At 37.9% G+C, this 22,283-nt stretch carries 16 protein-coding genes; 2 read left to right on the plus strand and 14 right to left on the minus strand.

Annotation, left to right across the window (positions count from 1 at the left end; translation table 11 throughout):
• Positions 1-90: 90 nt before the first annotated feature.
• The 5 genes from Q0983_RS03930 to Q0983_RS03950 all read right to left on the minus strand — a co-directional run bounded on the left by Q0983_RS03930 (position 91) and on the right by Q0983_RS03950 (position 3,751).
• Positions 91-687 carry a helix-turn-helix domain-containing protein gene (locus Q0983_RS03930; protein WP_299549032.1) on the minus strand — a complete coding sequence of 199 codons (597 nt, stop codon included), beginning with the start codon at positions 685-687 and terminating at the stop codon, positions 91-93.
• 242 nt (positions 688-929) lie between these two features.
• Positions 930-1,400, minus strand: coding sequence for a GNAT family N-acetyltransferase (locus Q0983_RS03935; RefSeq protein ID WP_299549034.1), 471 nt, complete (start codon positions 1,398-1,400; stop codon positions 930-932).
• Positions 1,401-1,593: 193 nt separating this feature from the next.
• Entirely contained in the window at positions 1,594-2,538 is a 945-nt protein-coding gene (locus Q0983_RS03940) for an ATP-binding protein (RefSeq protein ID WP_299549036.1), read from the minus strand.
• Between the two features lie 351 nt (positions 2,539-2,889).
• Positions 2,890-3,396 carry a hypothetical protein gene (locus Q0983_RS03945; RefSeq protein ID WP_299549038.1) on the minus strand — a complete coding sequence of 169 codons (507 nt, stop codon included), beginning with the start codon at positions 3,394-3,396 and terminating at the stop codon, positions 2,890-2,892.
• Between the two features lie 148 nt (positions 3,397-3,544).
• Complete coding sequence (locus Q0983_RS03950) at positions 3,545-3,751, minus strand: hypothetical protein (RefSeq protein WP_299549040.1); 207 nt, start codon at positions 3,749-3,751, stop codon at positions 3,545-3,547.
• 58 nt (positions 3,752-3,809) lie between these two features.
• Between Q0983_RS03950 and Q0983_RS03955 the strand changes: the two genes are divergently transcribed.
• A complete protein-coding gene (locus Q0983_RS03955) occupies positions 3,810-4,049 on the plus strand; it encodes a helix-turn-helix transcriptional regulator (protein ID WP_299549043.1) in 240 nt (79 codons plus the stop codon).
• A gap of 92 nt (positions 4,050-4,141) precedes the next feature.
• Here Q0983_RS03955 and Q0983_RS03960 read toward each other — a convergent pair whose 3' ends face one another.
• The 5 genes from Q0983_RS03960 to Q0983_RS03980 all read right to left on the minus strand — a co-directional run bounded on the left by Q0983_RS03960 (position 4,142) and on the right by Q0983_RS03980 (position 11,816).
• The gene (locus Q0983_RS03960) at positions 4,142-5,998 is read right to left on the minus strand and encodes a M1 family metallopeptidase (RefSeq protein WP_299549045.1); all 1,857 of its coding nucleotides are present in this window, start codon (positions 5,996-5,998) and stop codon (positions 4,142-4,144) included.
• 111 nt (positions 5,999-6,109) lie between these two features.
• On the minus strand, positions 6,110-7,720 hold the full coding sequence (locus Q0983_RS03965; protein WP_299549048.1) for a S8 family peptidase: 1,611 nt from the start codon (positions 7,718-7,720) through the stop codon (positions 6,110-6,112).
• Between the two features lie 18 nt (positions 7,721-7,738).
• Complete coding sequence (locus tag Q0983_RS03970) at positions 7,739-8,599, minus strand: MBL fold metallo-hydrolase (RefSeq protein ID WP_299549051.1); 861 nt, start codon at positions 8,597-8,599, stop codon at positions 7,739-7,741.
• 170 nt (positions 8,600-8,769) lie between these two features.
• Positions 8,770-10,971 (minus strand): SulP family inorganic anion transporter, encoded by a 2,202-nt coding sequence (locus Q0983_RS03975; RefSeq protein ID WP_299549054.1) that lies wholly within the window; start codon positions 10,969-10,971, stop codon positions 8,770-8,772.
• Positions 10,968-11,816, minus strand: coding sequence for a universal stress protein (locus Q0983_RS03980; protein ID WP_299549057.1), 849 nt, complete (start codon positions 11,814-11,816; stop codon positions 10,968-10,970). The genes Q0983_RS03975 and Q0983_RS03980 overlap by 4 nt, the downstream gene beginning before the upstream one ends.
• Positions 11,817-11,917: 101 nt before the next feature.
• Between Q0983_RS03980 and Q0983_RS03985 the strand changes: the two genes are divergently transcribed.
• Positions 11,918-13,744, plus strand: coding sequence for a sodium:proton antiporter (locus Q0983_RS03985; protein ID WP_299549060.1), 1,827 nt, complete (start codon positions 11,918-11,920; stop codon positions 13,742-13,744).
• Between the two features lie 360 nt (positions 13,745-14,104).
• Here Q0983_RS03985 and Q0983_RS03990 read toward each other — a convergent pair whose 3' ends face one another.
• The 4 genes from Q0983_RS03990 to Q0983_RS04005 form a co-directional block, all read right to left on the minus strand.
• Positions 14,105-16,504, minus strand: coding sequence for a glycoside hydrolase family 31 protein (locus tag Q0983_RS03990; protein ID WP_299549063.1), 2,400 nt, complete (start codon positions 16,502-16,504; stop codon positions 14,105-14,107).
• Between the two features lie 143 nt (positions 16,505-16,647).
• Entirely contained in the window at positions 16,648-18,555 is a 1,908-nt protein-coding gene (glgB, locus tag Q0983_RS03995; protein ID WP_299549066.1) for a 1,4-alpha-glucan branching protein GlgB, read from the minus strand.
• Positions 18,556-18,557: 2 nt separating this feature from the next.
• On the minus strand, positions 18,558-20,186 hold the full coding sequence (locus tag Q0983_RS04000) for a trehalose synthase (protein ID WP_299549069.1): 1,629 nt from the start codon (positions 20,184-20,186) through the stop codon (positions 18,558-18,560).
• Between the two features lie 3 nt (positions 20,187-20,189).
• Positions 20,190-22,127, minus strand: a complete 1,938-nt coding sequence (locus tag Q0983_RS04005; protein WP_299549072.1) for an alpha-1,4-glucan--maltose-1-phosphate maltosyltransferase — start codon at positions 22,125-22,127, stop codon at positions 20,190-20,192.
• Between the last annotated feature and the right edge of the window lie 156 nt (positions 22,128-22,283).

The raw sequence follows: 22,283 nt of genomic DNA on the forward strand, positions 1-22,283 counted from the left end.
CTATGGTTTGTTGCGTGAAAATCCGCAGGATTTTCCGAGTAGGCAAGAACCAAGCAATTATTTCTACACTGTATAGTGTGACGCACTTTTTTATTTAAATATTCTTAACGCAGGAATATATCTAGTCTTTTTATTTCTAGACACTCTGATAGTATTCAAAACTATTATTGTGGCATTATAAATATATAATATTACTACAGGAATATAAATTTTTATGATACTAACTGCGTTATTCTCAGGACTAATATATTTCATTATTACACCTAGTAATCCTGAAAATAAAAAAATAAAATAGGAGAAAAACAAAATTGACCAAGTAATTTCAAAATTTAAAATTGATTTACCGAGCTCATTTACGTTTTTTAATTTATCTTTTTTAAGTATCCAAAAAATCAATGGTATAATGATTCCCAATATCGGAAAGAATAAGAATCCTAATGCAGATAAACTCATTAGTGTTAAATACCCTTTGTCTTCTTGTATTTTCCAATCAATGATATCATCAGGCGTTGTATTCAGGGCAATTGCTAATAGCTTTAAAGAATCTCCTCTCGGTACCGTTTCATTATTTTCTATACGTTGAATTGTTCTTAAACTTAATCCAGAATTTTCAGCTAATAATTCTTGGGTCATTCCCTTTTGATTTCTTAAATCTTTTACTCTTTGTGCTAAATTCAAATCATTCATTTTTATATAAATTTAATTTGAAGTAAAAGTATTCTGAATTCTTTCATTTATGTTGCGTCTTTAATGCGTCATTCTTATGTCATTTGTGTCGGAATATGGCACACAACGGTTTGTCTAGGGATGGTTGCGTGATTAAGTAACCAACTTAACAAAATTGGAACAAACTAGAGGAAAATCCGCAGGATTTTCCGAGTAGGCTGGAACCACGCAATTATTTTTACACCTTGTTGGCAGTTCGTTTTTTATTTTAATTCAAATACAAATTCCCTAATTTTTTTCGCACGAGCATTAGCAAATCCTTTTTCAGTTCCGATTTTAGAAAATCCACAATTCTCTAAAACCTTTATGGAACCTACATTATCAAACGCAACTCGACCATAAATCGGTCTTACTTTTTCAACTTCAAGAAATTTTTTAAGTGCACTACTTGCAATTCCCTTACCCCAAAATTCCTTTCCAATCCAATAGGTGATTTCTGCATTTCCATTCATTTCAAATTTAGCTATACTGCCTACAATCTCACTATCTAAAAGTATAGTTTTTACATGCACTTTTTCTTCAGATAATAATCTTGTCCACTTTTCAATGTAAGCTTTTTTATCAGTAGGATTTTCTGAAGTGAATGCAGCTAAATAATTTGCATCTTTATCTAGTCGAAATTCGAAAAGAGTTTGCAAATCGCTGATGCTTGTTTTTCTTAAATCTATATTCAATGTGTTTTTTCTATTGATTACTTTCTTTAATGGCTGCCAACGTTTTCGGCTATGATTTCGTTGTGGATAATCCGTGGTTCCTGAGCTTGTCGAAGGGTAGTCGAATCCGCCGACCAGAGCGCAGCGACCGATGAACTCCTTTTACAAAATCACAAACTGTGAATAAATTGCGGTTATACATTGTTGTAGTGCGTTATTCTTCTTCATCACTTTCCGTTTTAGGATTTCTTTTTTCGTATAAGTATTCTGCTGAACGTTTAACAATAAGTTTTTTGTCCTCGTCTGTTAAATTCCATTTAGAGTCATCCTCAAATGATATTTCGCCTTTCATGGCTTTTTGAAATAATTCTTCATCCTTTTCGTATTGTTCCACTAAATTGGATGCTATTTCACTCATATAATGCAGTCTAACTGGGTCTTTAATTTCGTGGTGTTCAATTAAAGATTTCACTCTACTTTCAGTATCTCTTTGTTCTTTAAGTATTATTTTGACATAAGAATCTATTGTATCAACTGTACTTTTTGTATCAGAAGCTGACATTTCTGTCCAATCTAATAGACTCGATATATTCTCAACTTTTGAACTAATATTTGATTCCATAAAATCAATTGTAGACGTGATATTGTCGATATTATCTACAAGATGTTTAGTAGCTTTTTTAAACTGTTTATTGAATTTCTTAGCTTCTTTGACTAAATAGATTTCGAGAATTTCATTTGGTGTTAAAACAGCGTTTCTACCATCTTTTCTGATTTTATATGTTCCGCTACTTGTACAATGAGGTTTTTGAATACCACTTGGAATTTCTAATCTAAATATTGGTTTGTCATCCGTATTTTCTACATAAATCGACAATGAAATTGGTGGTATACAAGCTAAAGCTTTGGACATAATAACAAGTCGAGATTTATCAGAAGTGTCACAACCATAAATTTCTCCTATTTGTGTTTTGCCATTTGATTTTTCATCAACGCCAATAAGAATAATTCCTCCAATATCTGAATTAGCAAAAGCAACCAAATCTTCAGATTTTAAACCTTTCAAATCTCGTTTATAATCAACCTTTTCATTCTCTCCAGATTCCAAAAGTTCTTTTGTGATTTTGGTAATGGTTTTAAATGTTTGTTTAATTTTCATAGGTTGATTCTAATGCACTACAACGATTTGTGTAAGGATAGTTGCGTGGTTAAGCAACTAACTTAGCAAAAATGGAACGAACTATTAGAAAATCCTTAAGGATTTTCAGAAGTAGGCGAGAACAAGCAATTACTTATAGCCATTGTTAGTTGCAGTTTTTATTCGGTTTCTTTCTGTAAAATGAATGTAATGCTAATAATTATATGTTGAATTGTTTTCACTTGTAAAACAGTCAATAACGGTGTAACTTTCATCAAGATTTTTGTAGACAGCATTTAGTTCAACTTTTTGAATTCTGTCAGAACCTTTCAAGTTTATCCAGTCTAGATATTTGCAGTTATACCTTTTTGTTTAATCGTTATATCCTTCTTTTCTATTTAACAACTCTTTAATGCGTGCGATGTATCTTTCCTGTTCATTTTGTGCTTCTCGGTATTTAGCTCCGTTAAAGTTTTTCGTTTTTTCCTCTACATTAGAATAATAACTAACTAAGGTGCTTAAAGCATTTAGCTTTGCTGTTATTTTTAAATTTTCAGATTGCCTCCTTTGTTGTCTTTCAGATTTTTCTTGAGCATTGGCAGAACGTTCAAGTTCTAATCTTGTTTCCTTTAATTCTTGACGTTGTAAGGCAAGTTCTTTTCTCTGTAATAAAATGGTGTAAATAATTCCAGCAAAAGCTAATCCTGAAAACAAACTGTTAATCGTTCCAAAACTGTCTCCTAATAGCGCTCTTTTCTCTAAATCCGATAAGAAGCAAGGAATAATAAATACCGAAGAAATCCAAATAATAACTACGATTACTAACAGAATATAAAGTCCGTTTAATTTATCTTTTTCTGACATAATGGTTTCGTTCATTTTTCAAATTGTAGCTTACGTTTGGTATAAGATTGGTTGTGTAAACACTAAGATAGTAAAATAAGATAAGCCTGGGTAAAATTAGGGGAATTTTCTGATTTTACTATTACATACTTTAGCCGTGACTTTTATACGTTCTCAGCTTTAGTTATTCTAATTTCCTCAAATTATCAATAATTCTTTTTATCGCATAAACAACATTCTGAACATCTTTTCGGTCAAAAGTATCCTCTTCTACATAAAATAACATCTCAATTCCCAAATCCAGGTATTGGGCAAATTCCTCTGGTGTTAGAGAACAATCATTAGTTAATTTCGAAAAATCTATATCCTGCTTTTTTATAAAACTTGTCATATATGGCATTAATATATGCAAATATAAACCTTTTCTTGACTTGTCAAATATGACAAGTATGAAAAAATCAGAAGTTTTAAAAATTGTAGGTCAGAACATAAAAAGAATTAGGCTGGAAAAAGGTTTTACGCAGGTAGATTTGGTCGGTAAAATAGAGGCTCGAATTGACACAACAAATATTTCAAGAATTGAGAAAGGAAGGACTAATGCCACAATCCACACTTTATATAAAATAAGTCAGGCTTTAGAAGTTCCTTTGTCTGAAATTTGCAGTGTAAATATTTCAAAAAAGGTCTGATTCGCAGTTTTTCCCCTGAACTTAGATTCCTTAAAGTCGTTTTCTAATTAAAGCTAAAGTTAGTTTTCCCAAACTTATTAAAGTTCAACAAACTACTTCTTATTATTCGTCTTATTTACATCCGCCAGCAAACCACTTGGATCAATTTCCACACCTTTAACGGCTTTAGATGTTTTAAAAGTATAGGTAGGGTAGGCCCAGGCCCAATCTGAAATGATGGTAGCTGAGGTTGGTTTTTCACCACGCATCATTTGTAGCGGTATATAGAAATCTTCCACAGCACCATCGGTATAGGTAACCCTTAGATCAATAGGCATCGGCATTAGGCCAATACGCTCTAAAGTAATGGTATTACCTTCAACAGATCTAATGCCATAATCTATGGTGTTGGTAGTTTGAGCAAAATCTATTAAATACCAGTCCAGTTCCAGCCCGGACACTTTTTCGGCAGTACGGATAATGCTGTTAGGCGTTGGGTGTTTAAAAGCCCAATCGCTGTAATATTTTTTTACGGTTTTCTTAAGGTTGTCTTCACCAATGATGTACCCCAATTGTGCTAAAAACACTGCTCCTTTACTATAGGCAGCTATACCATAGGCCTGATTAAAGCGATACCGGTCCGCGTGGGTGGTAAGCGGTTGTTCTGCCCCTGAATTAGCCAAATAAACATAGTTAGTGTAGGCGGAGGCAGAGGGATTTTTTTTACCCTGTTTTAAAACGAGGTTCACCGCAGCATCACTGTAATAATCCGTAAACCCTTCATCCATCCATTCGTGTTTAGCTTCATTGGTGGCTAGAACAAACTGAAACCAGCTGTGTGCCATTTCATGGGCCGTAACACCTACCAAACTGCCATAACTACGCACGCCGGTAATAAGGGTGCACATGGCATATTCCATACCGCCGTCACCTCCCTGGATCACAGAATATTGGTCATAAGGGTAGGCACCGATCTGCTCGCTAAAAAATTGCATGAGCTCCACCGTTTTGGGTTGCATCTTTTTCCAATAGGCCTTTCTTTCTGCATCTAAAGTACTTTTATAAAAAAAGTGAAGTGTCGGGCCGTTAGGCACTTCCATTATGTCATGAATATAGTCCGGGTCTGCAGCCCAGGTAAAATCATGTACATTGGGTGCTTTAAAATGCCAGGTCAATTTATTGGAGTTTGGCCTGTTTACGGTCCCGGTTTCGTAACCATGGCCTATTTCATTGGGGTTTTGCAAGTAACCGGAACCTCCAACCACGTAGTTTTTATCAATGGTGAGTTTCACATCGAAATCCCCCCAAACCCCGTGAAATTCACGTCCGATATAGGGGTCGGCATGCCACCCTTCAAAATCATATTCGGCCAGTTTGGGATACCATTGCGCCATAGACAGGGCCACCCCTTCCTTATTGTTCCTCCCGGAACGACGGATCTGAACGGGCACCTGAGCGTCAAAAATCATATCAAAAGTTACTTTTTCTCCCGGTTGTATGGGTTTTGCCAGATCCACCTCCAATACGGTACCAACGGTTTCATGATTTAAAACAAGGCCGTTCTGTTTTAACGACCGTACTTTTATATACCCGATTTCATCGGGTTTCAGTTTACTGATTCTATCACCAACTCTCGGGTCCGGGTCTGCAATGGTGCGAGAACGTACATCCATTTCACTTCCCGGTTGAAACGCATTAAAATACAAATGGTAATACACCCTGTTTAAAACATCTGGTGAATTATTAGTGTACACCAGGGTTTGTTTTCCTTTGTATTGATAGGTGTTTACATCCATATCAATGGCCATTTTATAATCCACATGTTGTTGCCAATAGGTAGAAACGGTGTTTGGCGTTTCAGGTGTTATTGGCGGTGTTGGCGCAGGCGGATTTGTTACGGTATTGGTTTTAGCCCCGCCACAAGCCCATAACAAAACCACACAAAATAGAGCAAAAAGAAAACGATACATTGATTTATGGTTTAAAACAGAGGTTCATATTTATTATGAGATGCTGAAACAAGTTCAGCATGACAACCATATTTATTTATAATTACGGAAATAGTTGAATTATAATTTAAATTAATTCGCTTTCGATACTTTTGAAGCCATAATTAATGCATTGTAAGCATTGGCTATTTTACCGGATTTCACTACATCCGCAAACGGACGTACATCGTCGCTATTACCACCAACAATAACTTTGGTATTAATGGCCAGACCGGAATCCATTATGATCTGTTTTACCTGGGCAGCGCTTAATTTAGGATAATAAGAACGAATTAAAGCGGCAATACCTGCAACACCCGGAGCTGCCATAGATGTTCCGCCTTTGGTCATATATTCGTTTTCAGGCGTGGTTGAGTAAACCGAAGCCCCTGGTGCAAAAACATCCACGTTTTTCTTACCGTAGTTTGAAAAACCAGCCAGCATATTAGAGCCGTATTTAGGTGCCAAAGCTCCAACCCTGATGTAGCTGTTTGATACTTCTACATAGTCTACATTGTCATCAGGGAAATTAGGCTCCGTATCTACATCTTTGCTATCGTTTCCGGCCGCATGTACAAACACCACATCATTGTCACTGGCATAAGCAATAGCTTCACGCACGTAGGCATTGTGCGGTGAAAAGCTCTTTCCAAAACTGCCGTTGATCACTTTGGCGCCGTTATCAACTGCATAGCGAATGGATAAGGCTACATCTTTGTCATATTCATCACCATTTGGTACGGTTCTAACACACATGATCTCTACGTTGTTAGCAACACCATTGGCCCCTAAACCATTGTTGCGTTCTGCAGCAATGATACCGGCAACATGTGTTCCGTGGCTTTCACTTTTCTTAACCGGTTTTACATTACCGTTACCGTAATATTTAGTTGAAAAATTGTCCGGGTCATCCCCGTTAACACGCCCTTTAAAGGTTTTGTTTAGGTGATAATTCAAGCGCTCGTTAATGCTTTCCAATCCGTCAGTAAGCTCTTTAACAGCCTCTTCTAGGGAATCTAAACCGTTACTGTACATGTATTTAGCTAATTGCACCGTTTGCTGCAACCCTTGATCCTCGGTTTTTATAGCGTTAACTTCTTCTTTGGTATAATCTTCTTTACCAAAATGAGCCGTTAAGGTTTCGTGTGCACTTTTTACCTGCATGAGTATTTGGTCGTAACGTGTTTTACGTTCCTGCCATTTAGGGAGTTCTTTGTCGTATTCAGCCTGCGCTCTGGCATAATCAGGATTACTTTTATCGCCACTGGCTAAAATTCTAATAAATTCCAGTTGTTCGTCATAACCATCCCCTAAAAAGTTCCATCCGTGAATATCGTCAATATAACCGTTTTTATCATCGTCAATCCCGTTGCCAGGCTTTTCTTTTTTGTTCACCCAGATCACACCGTCCAAATCTTCATGGTCAATATCAATTCCGGAGTCAATAACCGCCACAATGACCTTTTTGCCTTTTCTGTTCTTAATAATTTCGGCATAGGCCTTATCTACACTCATTCCGGGAATGGTGTCTTTTACCAAATCCAGGTGTCCCCAGTTTTCTTTTTCTGCTTTTGTTAATTCCGAAACCTTTAACGGATTTTTGTCAACGTTTTCAATAGGCGTAGAAATAATTTCCGCAGAACCACAACTTGAAATTATGATAGCTGAAAATGCTGCAACGGTTAACGCTTTAAATGTTCTCATATGTACTCTTATTAAATTTTAATTGAATATATCCTGAGCGGAATACTTGGCTTTTAGTCTCACGCCCTTTTCTGTTTTTTTTACTGTTATTATGTCATTATGAGCATCGTGTTCCAGGAACAAATAATACTCTTTATCTGCGGCTAAATTTAGAAATTTTTCTTTTTCATCCAGTGTTAGCAACGGTCTTGTATCATATCCCATGACGTAAGGCAATGGCAAGTGCCCTGCTGTTGGCAGTAAGTCTGCCATAAAAACAATGGTTTTTTCTTTATAACGGATCATGGGGATCATCTGTTTATCAGTATGTCCGTCAACAAAGAGAATATCGAAACCTAATGCTGAGTTTTTTAAAGTATCACTTTCCGGAACGGCTGTAAATTTTAACTGGCCGCTTACTTCCATGGGCAAAATGTTTTCTTTCAAAAATGAGGCCCTTTCCCGCCTGTTGGGTTGTGTGGCCCATTGCCAGTGGTCTTGATTGCTCCAAAAATGAGCATTTTTAAAGGCTGGCTCGTAACCTGTTCTGTCTTTGTTCCATTGAATGCTGCCACCGCAATGATCAAAATGAAGGTGCGTCAGGAATACATCGGTAACATCATCTCTGTGGAAACCATAATTTTTGAGCGATTTGTCCAAAGAGTGATCCCCCCAGAGGTGATAATATCCAAAAAACTTATCCGATTGTTTATTACCCATGCCGTTGTCTATCAATATCAACCTGTTACCATCTTCTATCAGCAAACAACGTGCCGTAAGATCGATCATATTATTGGCATCTGCGGGATTGGTTTTTTGCCAAAGCGATTTAGGGACCACACCAAACATAGCACCACCATCCAGCTTAAAATTTCCTGCATTTATAGGGTATAAATTCATAGTAAACTACCACGGAGTAAGTAAATGAGGCATTCCATTAAAAACTATTCTTAATTTTGAAGCCGGCCTCAGCGCACTAAACTTTCATTTTGTGAGTAAAATTAAGAAATCTCAAACAATACCTAAGAAAAGTTAAGAATTTATTAAGAGTTTTGAAGCAAAAAATGCATTTAAATGTTTGAAACTACCTCTCTAAGGCGTTTTCCAAAATCAAATAAGGCCTTGATCTCTTTAACACTGGCCAATCGTTCTTTTCCGAAGATCAATAAAGAGGTACCGTTAGACTCGACATGGTAATACGGATTACTTTCAAAAAAGTGGATTAAATCGTCATTAAAGAACTTTTTAATGGCGTCTTCGTTATCTCCCAATAAATAGAATCGTCTTGAAAAATCAGAGTGGTCCTGAATAGGAATATCTTTAAAGCCCGCAAACGCATAGACCTTTTCTAAAAAGCCCTCCCTGTCCAGTGTAAACTCAGGAATGGCTTCATCAAGCTTTATATGCAACATAGTTGACCTGACAACCTCTTTGGCTATAAATTCACCTTCGGAAAACTCGATATCAAATAAATTAATAACCCCCTTTTTATAGGATAACTGATTATAAATATGATTGATGTGCTTGGTATTGAAAAACAGGAAACTGTTTAAAAAGTCGACTTCTTTTTGTTTTTCAGAATTGTAATGTAGGTCATAATCTGCCGCAAGTTCTTCCATACTGGTTTGACGCCTGGTCAAATTGTTTTTTATAATATTTGGCACCGGCAGTAAACGCCTTAAAGCAAACGGGTGTTCAGAATCGGTATCGTGCATATCCAAACCGATCACATCAAAATGACCGCCACGTTTTTTAAATAACTCCTGGTAATTATGCATGTTTTCCATAACGGTATGGTCTACAAAGCTGCATAGTGAAAAATCCACAATCACATCATGGTCTTCCGGAATGGCATCCAGTTTGTCCTTCAGCTTATAATAATTTAAAAAGCTGCAAAAGTGTTTTACGCTTACATAAAAGTTATGGTCGCCTTCGGCTTCCTGGTACATCAGAACATTAGGTTTTAACACATTTCTAAGAAACAATGACAGGCTTTTATTAAGAATAATGTGAATGATAAAAGTGGTTACAACACCTGAGAGAATACCTGAAATCAGCCCTATTTTTAAGGTAATTAACAGGGTAACAAAAAAGATAATAAGTTGCTCTTTACCAATGGAGAATATTTTTCTAATGATTTTTGGAGAGGCCAATTTATAACCGGTATATACCAAAATAGCCATGAGTGCCGGTAACGGAATACGTGTTAATTGTGTACTGAACAATACGATAAACAATACTAAAAACGTAGCATGTGCAAAGTTTGAAGAGCTGTTGGTAGCGCCATTATTAACGTTTACCGAGCTTCGAGCAATTACGGTAACAACGTTAAGTCCACCTAAAAACCCACTTCCAACCGTCGCCAATCCAAGTGCTTTTAAATCCCTGTTGACATTGGAACGCCGTTTTTCAGGGTCTAATTTATCAACGGCTTTAATACTTAATAGGGATTCTATACTGGCGATTAAGGTAATGGCCAACACACTGGACCAAAACGATATGGTGCCAACTTTGGAGAACAAAGGCATTTGTATATCTGCAATAATTTGCTGGATTTCCGGGATCCCGGAGATCATATATTGTTTTGAAATAGGGTTTTCTTCGTGCAGGACTAACTCAAAATAATAACTAAACCCAATGGACAAAATAACAATCCACATGGGAGCGGGAATCAACTGGAAAAATTTATTCCTAAGCTTGGCATAAAAGGTCATGATCGTTAAACTTAAAATACCTGCCAATGCTGCATAGATAAGCCCTTTATTTTCATAATGGATCATATCATTGAGCGTATATGGGATCTCAATGAGATAGTCTAAAGTATCTTCCCGTTTGATCTTATGGGCCAGCATGATATGAAACTGTTTTCCCAAAATGATGAGCCCTATGGCAGCTAACATACCCTGAATGGCAGAGGAGGGGAAGAAATCTGCTAATTTTCCCATCCTGAAGAATCCTAATAGCATAATAAGCACTCCGGAACAGACAACAGCGGCATAGGCACTGTCTAAACCTAAGGTTGTAATGGCCACTAAAAGTACACCAACCAAACCATTTCCCGGTCCGGCGATAGTCACGTGGCTTCCCCCGAGAATCGCCACCACAATACCCCCTACAATAGCGGCAATAATACCGGCAATAGGCGGTGCATCACTGGCCATGGCTAATCCCAGACCCAGTGGCAATGCAATAAGGCTTACCACAAACCCGGAAAACACGTTTTTTGGTAATGCCGTAAAAAAGTCTTTTATGTTATTCTTTTTGGGGCTCATTGAAGCATCAGGACGTCAGTTGGAAGTTCGGTTAAAATATGTTCTATATCATGCGGGAACAAACGATCCCAAAAAGTCATTTTACTGGGGGCATTCATAACTAATAGATCGGCCCTGGAAATTTGGGCATAATGCCCGATGGAATACCCTTGTTTACCAAAAATGGGCTGTGATTTTATAGCAATGTCTTTAGTATATTTTTCAGGGATATGCTCAATGATCTCTTTAATTCTCAAATTTTCACGCATCCTGATGCGCTCTTTCATGATATTGGCTTTTCGCAATGATTTATCGTCATCCACTTTAACAGTAACCTGTTCCTGCTTAATCTCTTCAACAATAGTGATCTTTTCAGCTTCTAATTGCTTCCCCACATAAAAAGCCGCTTTGATAGTTTGTTCGGTTTTAGGGTCTTTTAGCCCGTTAACTACAATATGCTGACATCGAACGCGCTCCACCGAAGGTTTGATCAATAATAAAACAGAGCACCTGGCTTTCCTGGTAATTTTCCTGGCAATGGACCCTACATAGTATTTGATAAAGCGCTCACGCTGTACCGCTCCGAGAATTAAGAGGTCAATATTTTTTTCTTCGGTAACAGATAAGATGGCATCCACCGGATCACCGGGTTTAAAAACCACGTCGTATTCCAGGTTGTCCTTTTTAAAAGCATTTAAAAAGACTTTGAGGGTTTTTAGTTTGTCTTCCGAAGATTCGCCTATATGAATTAAAACCAGTTTACAATTAAAAAAAAGCGACAACCTGGCTGCTTCGTACAGGTTTGCTTTTAAGTTGGGCGAAAAAGCAGCCCCCATACCAATAGTGTTAAATGGTTTTAAACTCAAATTATTCCAGTTAGTTGTTGAAAGTTGAAAGATAGTATTTTTTTAAAAAAATAAAATCGTTGGTTTTACTTAAATTAGTGATCTCATAAAACAATGATTATATGTTAGAACTTGCCGGAATTATTATTCTCGGAATTTTAGCGCAGTGGTTTGCCTGGAAATTTAAACTTCCGGCAATTTTACCTTTAATATTAATTGGTCTATTGGTTGGCCCTATTGCTGCAGCCTATTTAAGTAGTGACGGGCAGAAGTGGATTGAGCCCATTTGGAACGGTGAAAAGGGCTTGTTCCCGGGCGATGGACTGTATTATTTTGTGTCGTTGGCTATTAGTATTATTCTTTTTGAAGGTGGCTTAACCTTAAAGCGATCAGAAATTAAAAGCTTAGGCCCGGTAATAACAAAGTTAATTACACTGGGTTCCGCCATAACATTTATAGGCGGCGGTTTACTTGCGCATTTTATTTTTGGCCTTAGCTGGGAACTGTGTTTTTTGTTCTCTGCATTAATAATTGTTACAGGCCCCACGGTTATTACCCCCATTTTAAGGAACATTCCGCTTAAAAAAGATATATCAACCGTGCTAAAATGGGAGGGGATCTTAATAGACCCCATAGGGGCTTTGGTAGCCGTATTGGTATTTGAGTTTATCAGTGTTGAGGGTGACGGTGGCTTTACCAAAACCGCCCTTATAGAGTTTGGGAAAATTTTACTTTTCGGCACCACATTCGGGTTTACGTTTGCGCACGCCCTGGCTTTTGTGATCAATAAAAAACTAATTCCGCATTACCTGTTAAATGTGGTGTCTTTATCTACAGTATTACTGGTGTTTGTGGAGTCTGAAATTTTTGCGCATGAGTCCGGATTATTGGCTGTGGTAGTTATGGGGATGGTGTTAGGCAACGGAAAATTAGAAAACATAAAAGAGTTACTGTATTTTAAAGAATCGCTCAGCGTCTTACTCATTTCAATTCTTTTTATTCTTCTGGCGGCTAATATCAATATTGAAGACATGAGGTTGCTGTATAACTGGAACACCGCCATAGTTTTTGCTGCTGTTGTGTTTATTTTAAGGCCCTTGTCTGTTTTTATATGTACTGCCAAATCCACCTTAAAGATAAACGACAAACTATTTATCAGCTGGGTGGGTCCAAGAGGAATTGTAGCCGCAGGTATAGCTTCTCTGTTTGGCAGTAAATTAGTAAAGGCGGGTGTTGAGGGTGCCGAATATATCACGCCTTTAGTATTTATGGTTGTTCTTGGTACAGTGCTACTTAATGCCACCACGGCCCGGTTTTTTGCCAGAATTATTGGGGTGTTTTTAAAGAATTCCTATGGAATTTTAATTGTTGGAGCCTCTCCGGTATCCAGGCTGATAGGTAAATATTTATTTGATAATGACAGGCATGTTGTGTTTATTGACAGTAATCAAAATAATGTTAAGGCAGCACAGGACATGGGGCTGGAGGCCATTAACACAGATATATACTCTGTAAAACTAGAGGATAATATTGAATTAAACGACGTTGGATTTTTAATGGCGCTTACCGGAAGTGCAGCCATTAATGACTATGCCATTAATAAGTTTAGCGAACAATTTGGAGAGAACGGAACGTTCAGGCTTATTACTGCCGAAGAAATGAACGACCCGGAAAGTATTCCGAAAGAGGGCTTGTTTTCTAATACAGAGGACTTTAATACACTTACCGAGATAGCACTTAAATATCCTTCTATTCATGAAATTGAAATTAAAAACAGAAAGCATTACGAAGAACTTATCGAAATAATTAATGAAAACGAGGACATGACTCCCATATTGGTAAAAGACCATAGAGGTGTTTTTGAAATTATTTCGTCTTATAATAAAAATATAGCCAAAATTGAAAAAGGCTTTCAATTGGTGTATTTGGGAAAGCCTTTTAAAAAGTAATTTTCCTTTCTCTTCCAGATATCAAAATTAAAAGGATAGTCCTCGACAGGCTCGGACTGACAAGGATTTTTTGATTTGGTCTTATGTCTTTTGAGGGTTTTTGAGATGATCTCAATTTTAATAGGGGCCACTCGAAGTGACCTTCCGGAACTTTTAACCCTCCGAATCCCGATGACTCGGGATCCACCTCCCTTTCAAAAAAGGGAGGAGCCATTTCAGGGGTATGCAGTACGGTTGGACGGTATGATCCTCGACAGGCTCGGACTGACAATGGCTGCCTGATTTGATTCTATAACTTATTGATCACAAAAAAAGCCCTTACAAGTTGTAAAGGCTTCATTGACTATATTTAGTTAAGATCTAATCCGCTTTTAACTGCAGGTTCGTGAACAGTTTGGTAACGACTAAGGAGTTGTTTTTAAACTGCACGTCTTTGAAATCTACATATTCATTATCCACTTTAATGGATTTTACCTTGAAGGGCAAGCCATAGATATTAATTTTAAACGTGTTGTATGAAGTATTGAACTGCCCTCTTTTATGGATTCTGATGATCATTTTATCACCATTACCGGCATAGTTAAATTTCTTTAAACTGTAACGTCCTTTGGTGTAATCGTAACCATCATTGGCATCTTCGTATAATTCCGAATCTTCTTTGCCGTTTTTGTAGTACACATCAAGTGTCAATCGCTCAATTTCCTTTTCACCAACATACTGTTGCACCGGGAATTTAGGAATAATGGCACCGGCTTTAACAAATAATGGCATGCTATCTAAGTCGGCATCCACCCAGGTTTCTTTACCACCCGTGATTAATTCTTTGGTCCAGTAGTTATACCATTCGCCTTTTGGAATGTACATACGTCGTCCTTTAGAATTTGGCTCGTTTATGGGGCAGACCAGGATTTGATTTCCGCAGATAAACTCGTCGGTTCTATAATGTGTTTGTGTATCTTCCTGGTCAAACAGCACCAACGATTTTAACATCGGTACATTGTCATGGTGATACTGATAGAATGTGGTATATAAATACGGCAATAACTCATATCTGATCTCAATGAACTTTCTGACAATATCAGTGATCTCCTCGTCAAAAGCCCAGGGTTCCTGATCGCCATGGTCCCCTGATGAATGTGTTCTGCAGAACGGGTGGAAGACCCCTAATTGTATCCAACGGGCGTATAACTCGCCATTTGGCTGTTCTGCAAAACCTCCGATATCAGAGCCTGCAAAAGAGAAACCGGATAAGGCCAAACGTTGTGCCTGAATATTAGCAATTTGCAAGTGCTCCCAGGTAGCCACATTATCACCCATCCAGGTGGAGGTATAACGTTGTGTACCGGAATAGGCCGACCGTGTAATTACAAACGGACGCTTTGGATAATTAAAGCGTTTTAAACCGTGATACGTCGCTCTTGCCATTTGCATCCCGTAAATGTTATGTGCTTTTTGGTGCGAACACGGGTTACCATCGTAGTCATGACGTACATCGGGAGGGAACGATTTACCAGGAACATCCATCACAGCCGGTTCGTTCATATCATTCCAAACCCCTTTAACGCCTATTTCGGCTATTAGTTCTTTAAATAACCCAGCCCACCATTCGCGTACTTCAGGCCTTGTAAAGTCCGGGAAATAACATTCTCCGGGCCATACTTTACCTTTCATATAAGGGCCGTCTGCACGTTTACAGAAATAATCTTTTTCCAACCCTTCACGGAACACATCGTAATTCATATCGATCTTAATACCCGGATCGATGATCACAACCGTTTTAAATCCATCATCCGCTAATTCCTTAACCATACGTTTAGGCTCCGGGAAATATTCTTTACTCCACGTAAAACAACGGAACCCTTCCATATAATCGATGTCCAAATAAATGGCATCACAAGGAATTTTTAAGTCTCTGAACTTTTTCGCGATCTCTTTTACTGTAGATTCGGGATAGTAACTCCATTTACACTGGTGGTACCCTAATGCCCACAATGGTGGCAATTCCGGTGTACCGGTTAAATCGGTATAGCTAACCACAACATCTTCCATTTTTGGCCCGTAGAAGAAATAGTAATTCATTTCACCACCGGAAGCCCAAAAACTGGTGACATTACGTCGTTCCTGGCAAAAATCGAAGTAGGTCCTAAAGCTGTTATCAAAGAAGATCCCATAGGATTTCCCATTGTGCAGGCCTGTATAAAACGGGATGGCTTTATAAATGGGATCGGTGTGCTTTCCGTAGGCATAGGAATCTGTAGCCCAATTTTCAAAACGGCGTCCTTTTAAATTGATATGTTCCGGCTTATCCCCTAAACCATAATAACTTTCACCGTTTTGAGCTACTTTACTCATCTTAACAATATCACCACCTAACTCATAACTCTCTTCCCAGTGAAATCCTAACTCATCCTGGCAAACTACTTTTTTGTCGTTGGCGTCAAGAATGGAGATCCTTAGATCTATTTTGTAAATGTGGCAAATCAGTTTTGCCGTAGTAATAATATATTTTTCTTTATCGTCGGTAATTTCAAGATGATTAAAGCCTCTGCTGGCATTTTGATCTATAGCATAAGAAAAATCTTTGCCAAATTTTCCAACGGTAGAGTATCTGAATCTTAAAACACTATCTCTTAATATGGTAACTTGTAATATAACATTGTTTGACGTGGTAAAATATAATACGTCAACATCTTTTTTATAGTCAATTACATTAGAAGGAAATAAATCGCCTTTGTATTCTAATTCCGTGTTTAAAATCATAATTCTGAGAGTCAATTATTTAAACGACGAAAATACTAAAATTAGAAAAATCAAAGGGTTTCTATTTATTAAAAATATAGCCCGTTCATTGATTAAAATGCAATGTACAGGCTATAATTATTTTATATTTTTAAAAAGAATTATTATTTAATCTGAAAAACTGTAACAGCTAATGGCGGAAGCGTTATTTCTGCGGAATAATCTTTACCATTCCAGGGTTGTTTTTTAGCTATAATTTGCCTTGGGTTTCCAATGCCGCTACCGCCGAATTTTTTGGCGTCGCTGTTAAATATTTCTTTGATCGTTAATTTTTCCGGAACGCCTATTTTATAGTTTTCTCTAACCGTTGGTGTTAAATTACAGACTACAATAACATTGTTTTCTGCTTCATACCCTTTTCTGATGTATGATATCACACAGTTTTCATGGTCATCGAAACTTATCCACTCAAAACCTTCACCACTAAACCCTTTTTCGTATAGGGCAGGAGTGTTTTTATACAGCGTATTCAGTGCTTTAAAGTAGGTTTGCGTGTCTTTATGCGGTTTGAATTCCAGCAAGTTCCAGTCTAAACTTTCCTGGAAATTCCACTCGTTATACTGCCCGAATTCACCACCCATAAATAACAGTTTGGTTCCGGGGTGCGTGAACATATAGCCGTATAGTAGCCTTAAGTTAGCAAAACGTTGCCATTCGTCACCGGGCATTCTTCCTAAAATGGAGTTTTTACCGTAAACCACTTCGTCATGTGATAGCGGCAACATAAAGTTTTCCGTAAAGGCGTAAGCCAAACTAAAGGTGATATCGTTCTGATGGTATTTTCTGTACACCGGGTCTTTTCCAAAATACTCTAAGGTATCATGCATCCAACCCATCATCCATTTCATACCAAAGCCTAAACCACCCAGGAACGTTGGTTTTGATACCATGGGGAATGCTGTGGATTCTTCGGCAATAGTTTGAACATCCGGGAATGATTTGTAAACTTCTTCATTGAGTTCTTTTAAGAAGCTTATCACGGCTAAGTTTTCCCTGCCGCCATACATGTTTGGTTCCCATTCACCGTCTTCTCTCGAATAATCCAGGAATAACATAGAAGCTACGGCATCCACACGAAGGCCGTCGGCGTGATATTGTTCTAACCAGAATAAAGCGTTACTTATCAGGAACGATCTGACTTCATTTCTTTCGTAATTGAAGATCAAACTTTTCCAATCCGGGTGATAGCCTTTACGCCTGTCCGGGTGTTCATATAAATGAGAACCATCAAAGAATCCCAAACCATGTGCGTCTTCCGGGAAATGCGATGGAACCCAATCTAAAATAATCCCTATATCGTTTTGATGTAACTGATCTATCAGATATTTGAACTCTTCCGGGTATCCGAAACGCGATGTAGGTGCAAAGTACCCTGTAAGTTGATAACCCCAGGAAGGGTCGAAAGGAAATTCCATAATGGGCATCAACTCCACATGGGTAAAGTTCATCTCCTTTACGTAGTTCACCAGGTCATCTGCTAATTCATAGTAAGACATGAACCGGTCCTCTTCAACCTGTCTTTTCCAGGATCCCAAATGGACTTCATAAACCGAAAAAGGCGCGTCAATGGCATTGTGCTTTTTACGCTTTTTCATCCAGTCTTTATCTTTCCACTTATAAGCGTCATCCCAAACAATGGATGCCGTACTGGGCGGATGCTCACAGCGCCTTGCGTAAGGATCTGCCTTTTCAGTTTTGATGTCGTTATTATGACTTTGAATTTTGTACTTGTATGTGTTGCCCTTTCCAACCATAGGGATAAAACCTTCCCAGATACCACTGGAATCCCAACGGACATTTAGTTGGTGTTCGCCTTCCATCCAATAGTTAAAATCACCTACTACAGAAACGGCCTTGGCACTTGGTGCCCAAACCGCAAAATAGGTACCATCTATACCATCAACGGTTACAATATGCGACCCGAATTTTTCATAAAGTCTGTAGTGCTTTCCGCTTTTAAATAAATCAACATCAAAATCTGTAAATAAGCTATAAGGTTTTACATGTGCCATAGTTAGTGGTTTATTATGTTAGAAATCCCTTTTAAAGGAATGACTGCCCATTGTGGTCGAGAGTTAAGTTCATAGCCCAACTCATAAACTGCTTTTTCAAGCAAGCAGTATTTTAATATAAATATGCGTTCCTGGTTGTATCCTAAATTTAAATTGGCCTCTTGTATTTCAGTAACATAAGTGCCTAAAAATAATCCGGTTAAATAGCCATAAAATAGTTCTCCGGCTTCAAATAATGATTCCTGAGAGGCATTATATGCTTTAAAGTTATTAAAAATTGTACCATAAATGGCATAATGGAAAGACCTGAATAATCCCGCTACATCCTTTAAAGGCGGTTGTTTTACCTTTCTGTCCCTAATCGTGCTTTCCGGTTCTCCTTCAAAATCAAGAATATAAAAATCATCGTTATGTACCAGCACCTGGCCTAAATGGTAGTCGCCATGAACTCTGATACGTTCACTTTTTAGTTTGGTCCAGTCAAAAGATAAGAACCGTTTTCTGATTTGATTCTTTTTATCAAGGAACTCATTGGCTAGTTCTAACGAAAGGCCTTCTAATTTATGAAGGTTGTTCTCAATAATATTCAGCCTGTTTTGAAACTGATACAGCATGCGGTTCTTCAACCAAACGGTATAATCACCGTTAAAATTGGTTGGTGTAAAAGCGGTTTCTTCAAATTCAGATCCCAAAGCAATGTGCATTTCTGCCGTACGCTTGGCCAGTTTTTGAATTTTTAAGAACAATCCCAAACCAATCCAATCTATTATTTGGGCGGGAATATCATTTATTGAAAGGCGCAGGTACAATTCTGTATTGGGCAATGCGTTGATATCAATTCTTTTCTGTTCGATATTTTGAAACACGGAATGAAACTCCTTCAGCATATAATCCCAGGCATCGCCTTCATTAGGGATCATTTGCTGCATAAGCCCTATGGTAATATTATTCTCTTCAGAATCTACCACATTAATACTTCCTAAATAGGGTGGGGTGTTTTTAAACTCTTTTTTCTCTGATAGAAAGCGAGACATTTCATAGTCAGGATTTCTATCAGCGTAGATCCTTCTAAAGAATTTTAAAACGTATTTTTCATTGTAAACCAACGAGGTATTGCTTTGCTCAAGCCCCATGAACCTGGAAGATTCATAAACCACATTGTCTAACAAATGACTTTTATGATACTGGACTTTGGTTGTATCTTTTGGTAATGCCGTAAGAATACGTTCAAATACCAGTTTCCTAAACGATTCCAGGTTTACGGCATCAATAATATGTCCTTTTTGACCTTTTATGCTAATGGGAAGTATGCGGTCTTTTTTGGCAAAATTCTCATCGGTAACAAAGGCTATTGGTAAAAAGTAATGCTGGTAAAAAGCTTCAACAAAATTAACTTCCAGGATAAGCCCAAAATACACTTCGCCATCTTGCTGAATTTTAAAATACTCGGCTAGTTCAATGTATTTAATGTTACTGGCCTTACCTCCGTACCAGCGTTGCTTAAGCATATAATCGCCTAAAACATCAGAAAGGAACGCCTTAACAAACGCTTCATTCTCTAATAATGTTTCCCAATTATTATCAAAATTAAAGGTTTGTATCACAGCCGTTTCTTCCTTCTTTTTAGTCATAGGCTATTTGTTTATTTCAAAAATGTGGAATGGTAGTGTGGGATGTAGTTCCACAAAATTCCATTCCCCCTGCCAGTTGTAACTGCTATTGGTTATGAGATCTTTAACCTGAAACTTATGATTGCTGTCAATGCCCAGATCATGCAATGGCATTTGGATGGTACCTTGCTGCATACTGTGATCATCTAAACTAATAACAATTAAAAGTTCATTGGTTTTGGCATCATTCCATTTATAGAACGCTAACAGGTTATCGTTCTCCACATAGCAGAACCTGATATTGTTGGTTTGTTGCAACGCTTCGTTTTGATGCCTTAAGGTATTAATTTTTGTAATAACCGTAATGAGCTTATTTTGGATGTTCCAGTCATAATGTGTGAACTGGAACTTTTCAGAGTTGTTGTATTCTTCACGTCCCAATAAAGCATCACTCAACATATACTCGAAAACCGGACCGTAAATACCTATACTGGAACTTAAGGTAGCGGCCAGCGCATACCGTTGTATGTGTTTAGACTCGTTAGCGCCTTGTAAGTGATAGGGATTTATATCCGGTGTATTTGGCCAAAAGTTAGGCTGCATATACTCACGGGATTCTGTTTTGGTTAATTCTTCCAGGTATTCAATAAGTTCGTGTTTAGAATTCCTCCACGTAAAATAAGTGTATGATTGGGTATAGCCTTGTTTCGCTAATTGCTGCATCACTTTAGGAGCAGTAAAGGCCTCGGCTAAAAAGATCACATCTGGATGTTTGGCTTTCACTTCTGCAATGATCCAGTTCCAAAAATAAAAAGGCTTGGTATGCGGGTTATCTACTCTAAATACGTTAACACCACAATCTATCCAGTGCAGTAAAATATCCAAACACTCTTGCCAAAGGTTTTCGTAATCTTCACTTTCCCAATAAATAGGTAAGATATCCTGGTATTTTTTAGGCGGGTTTTCAGCATACTGCACAGTACCGTCTGGTCGCCATTTAAACCAGGTAGGGTGTTCATTAACCCAGGGATGATCCGGAGCGGCTTGTAGTGCGTAGTCCATGGCAATTTCAAGACCGTGTTCTTTGGCCTTTTGAACCAGGTTTTTTAAATCGTCTATAGTTCCTAAATCCGGGTGCACATCTTTATGGCCACCAAACCTGGAACCAATACCCCAGGTAGAACCCACATCGCCTTCAAAAGCTTCGGTGGTATTATTTTTTCCTTTTCTATTCACTTCTCCAATTGGATGAATAGGAGGCAGGTATAAGGTATCAAACCCCATATTAGCCACACGCGGCAATAACCGCTCGCAATCTTTTAATGTCCCGTGGACGCCTTCATGCTCTGATGCTGAACGCGGAAAGAACTCATACCAGGTACTAAAGCGCGCTTTTTTACGATCAACATAAGCCTGGTATGCTTTGGTTTCGTTGGCTAAGATCCTCTGTGGATGGTTAAAGAATATATGATGCAGGCGTTCGTTTGTGGCCTCCTGAATGGCTTCCTTGTAATGGTCGTCATTACCGAAAATATTGATGAGGTGGTCAAAGTAGAATGAATCGTTTTGCTCTATATTACCTTTAATAGCCTTTAAATATTCAATGCCTTCTAAAAGCTCCGATTTTACATGCTGGTTATCATCAATCTTACGCTCAATACCATGTTGCCAGTTGAGAGCATAATCTACCCAGGCCTGTACTTTGTAGGTGTAAAATCCTTGTTTGTCAACGGTAAAGGCTCCCCGCCATTCATTATTAACATCTAAATGTAAGCGAGATTCACTCCAATTTTCGTCGTTTTCATGTTTATAAAGAACCGATGCTCCAAGCACATCATGTCCGTCTGCAAGAATATGAGCTTCAACATTAACAATTTCGTTGACTACTCTTTTAATATGAAATTCACCGCGGTTAACACTCGGCGAAACATAGTCTATAACAACTCTTTTTTGGTTTTGCATTGTATCTTGTTGGTTTTGAAGTGCGTAAAATTAGTAAATTAAAGTGATCTGTTAATCACCAAAAATACGGTAAACACCACGAAAACGTTTGATTGTTAAGAAATTAATGTTATTAAATGGTTAAATAACAAACTATTAGGAATAAATGGCATTCTT

This window comes from Seonamhaeicola sp., from assembly GCF_028281565.1.
In the GTDB taxonomy this organism is placed as follows: domain Bacteria; phylum Bacteroidota; class Bacteroidia; order Flavobacteriales; family Flavobacteriaceae; genus Seonamhaeicola.

Bases quoted from the DNA above. Each gene is read 5' to 3' on its own strand.
- Q0983_RS03985 (WP_299549060.1), top strand. From the start codon at position 11,918: ATGTTAGAACTTGCCGGAATTATTATTCTCGGAATTTTAGCGCAGTGG.
- Q0983_RS03950 (WP_299549040.1), bottom strand. From the start codon at position 3,751: ATGACAAGTTTTATAAAAAAGCAGGATATAGATTTTTCGAAATTAACT.
- Q0983_RS03965 (WP_299549048.1), bottom strand. From the start codon at position 7,720: ATGAGAACATTTAAAGCGTTAACCGTTGCAGCATTTTCAGCTATCATA.
- Q0983_RS03975 (WP_299549054.1), bottom strand. From the start codon at position 10,971: ATGAGCCCCAAAAAGAATAACATAAAAGACTTTTTTACGGCATTACCA.
- Q0983_RS03990 (WP_299549063.1), bottom strand. From the start codon at position 16,504: ATGATTTTAAACACGGAATTAGAATACAAAGGCGATTTATTTCCTTCT.
- glgB (WP_299549066.1), bottom strand. From the start codon at position 18,555: ATGGCACATGTAAAACCTTATAGCTTATTTACAGATTTTGATGTTGAT.
- Q0983_RS03940 (WP_299549036.1), bottom strand. From the start codon at position 2,538: ATGAAAATTAAACAAACATTTAAAACCATTACCAAAATCACAAAAGAA.
- Q0983_RS03945 (WP_299549038.1), bottom strand. From the start codon at position 3,396: ATGAACGAAACCATTATGTCAGAAAAAGATAAATTAAACGGACTTTAT.
- Q0983_RS03970 (WP_299549051.1), bottom strand. From the start codon at position 8,599: ATGAATTTATACCCTATAAATGCAGGAAATTTTAAGCTGGATGGTGGT.
- Q0983_RS04000 (WP_299549069.1), bottom strand. From the start codon at position 20,186: ATGACTAAAAAGAAGGAAGAAACGGCTGTGATACAAACCTTTAATTTT.
- Q0983_RS03955 (WP_299549043.1), top strand. From the start codon at position 3,810: ATGAAAAAATCAGAAGTTTTAAAAATTGTAGGTCAGAACATAAAAAGA.
- Q0983_RS03930 (WP_299549032.1), bottom strand. From the start codon at position 687: ATGAATGATTTGAATTTAGCACAAAGAGTAAAAGATTTAAGAAATCAA.
- Q0983_RS03960 (WP_299549045.1), bottom strand. From the start codon at position 5,998: ATGTATCGTTTTCTTTTTGCTCTATTTTGTGTGGTTTTGTTATGGGCT.
- Q0983_RS04005 (WP_299549072.1), bottom strand. From the start codon at position 22,127: ATGCAAAACCAAAAAAGAGTTGTTATAGACTATGTTTCGCCGAGTGTT.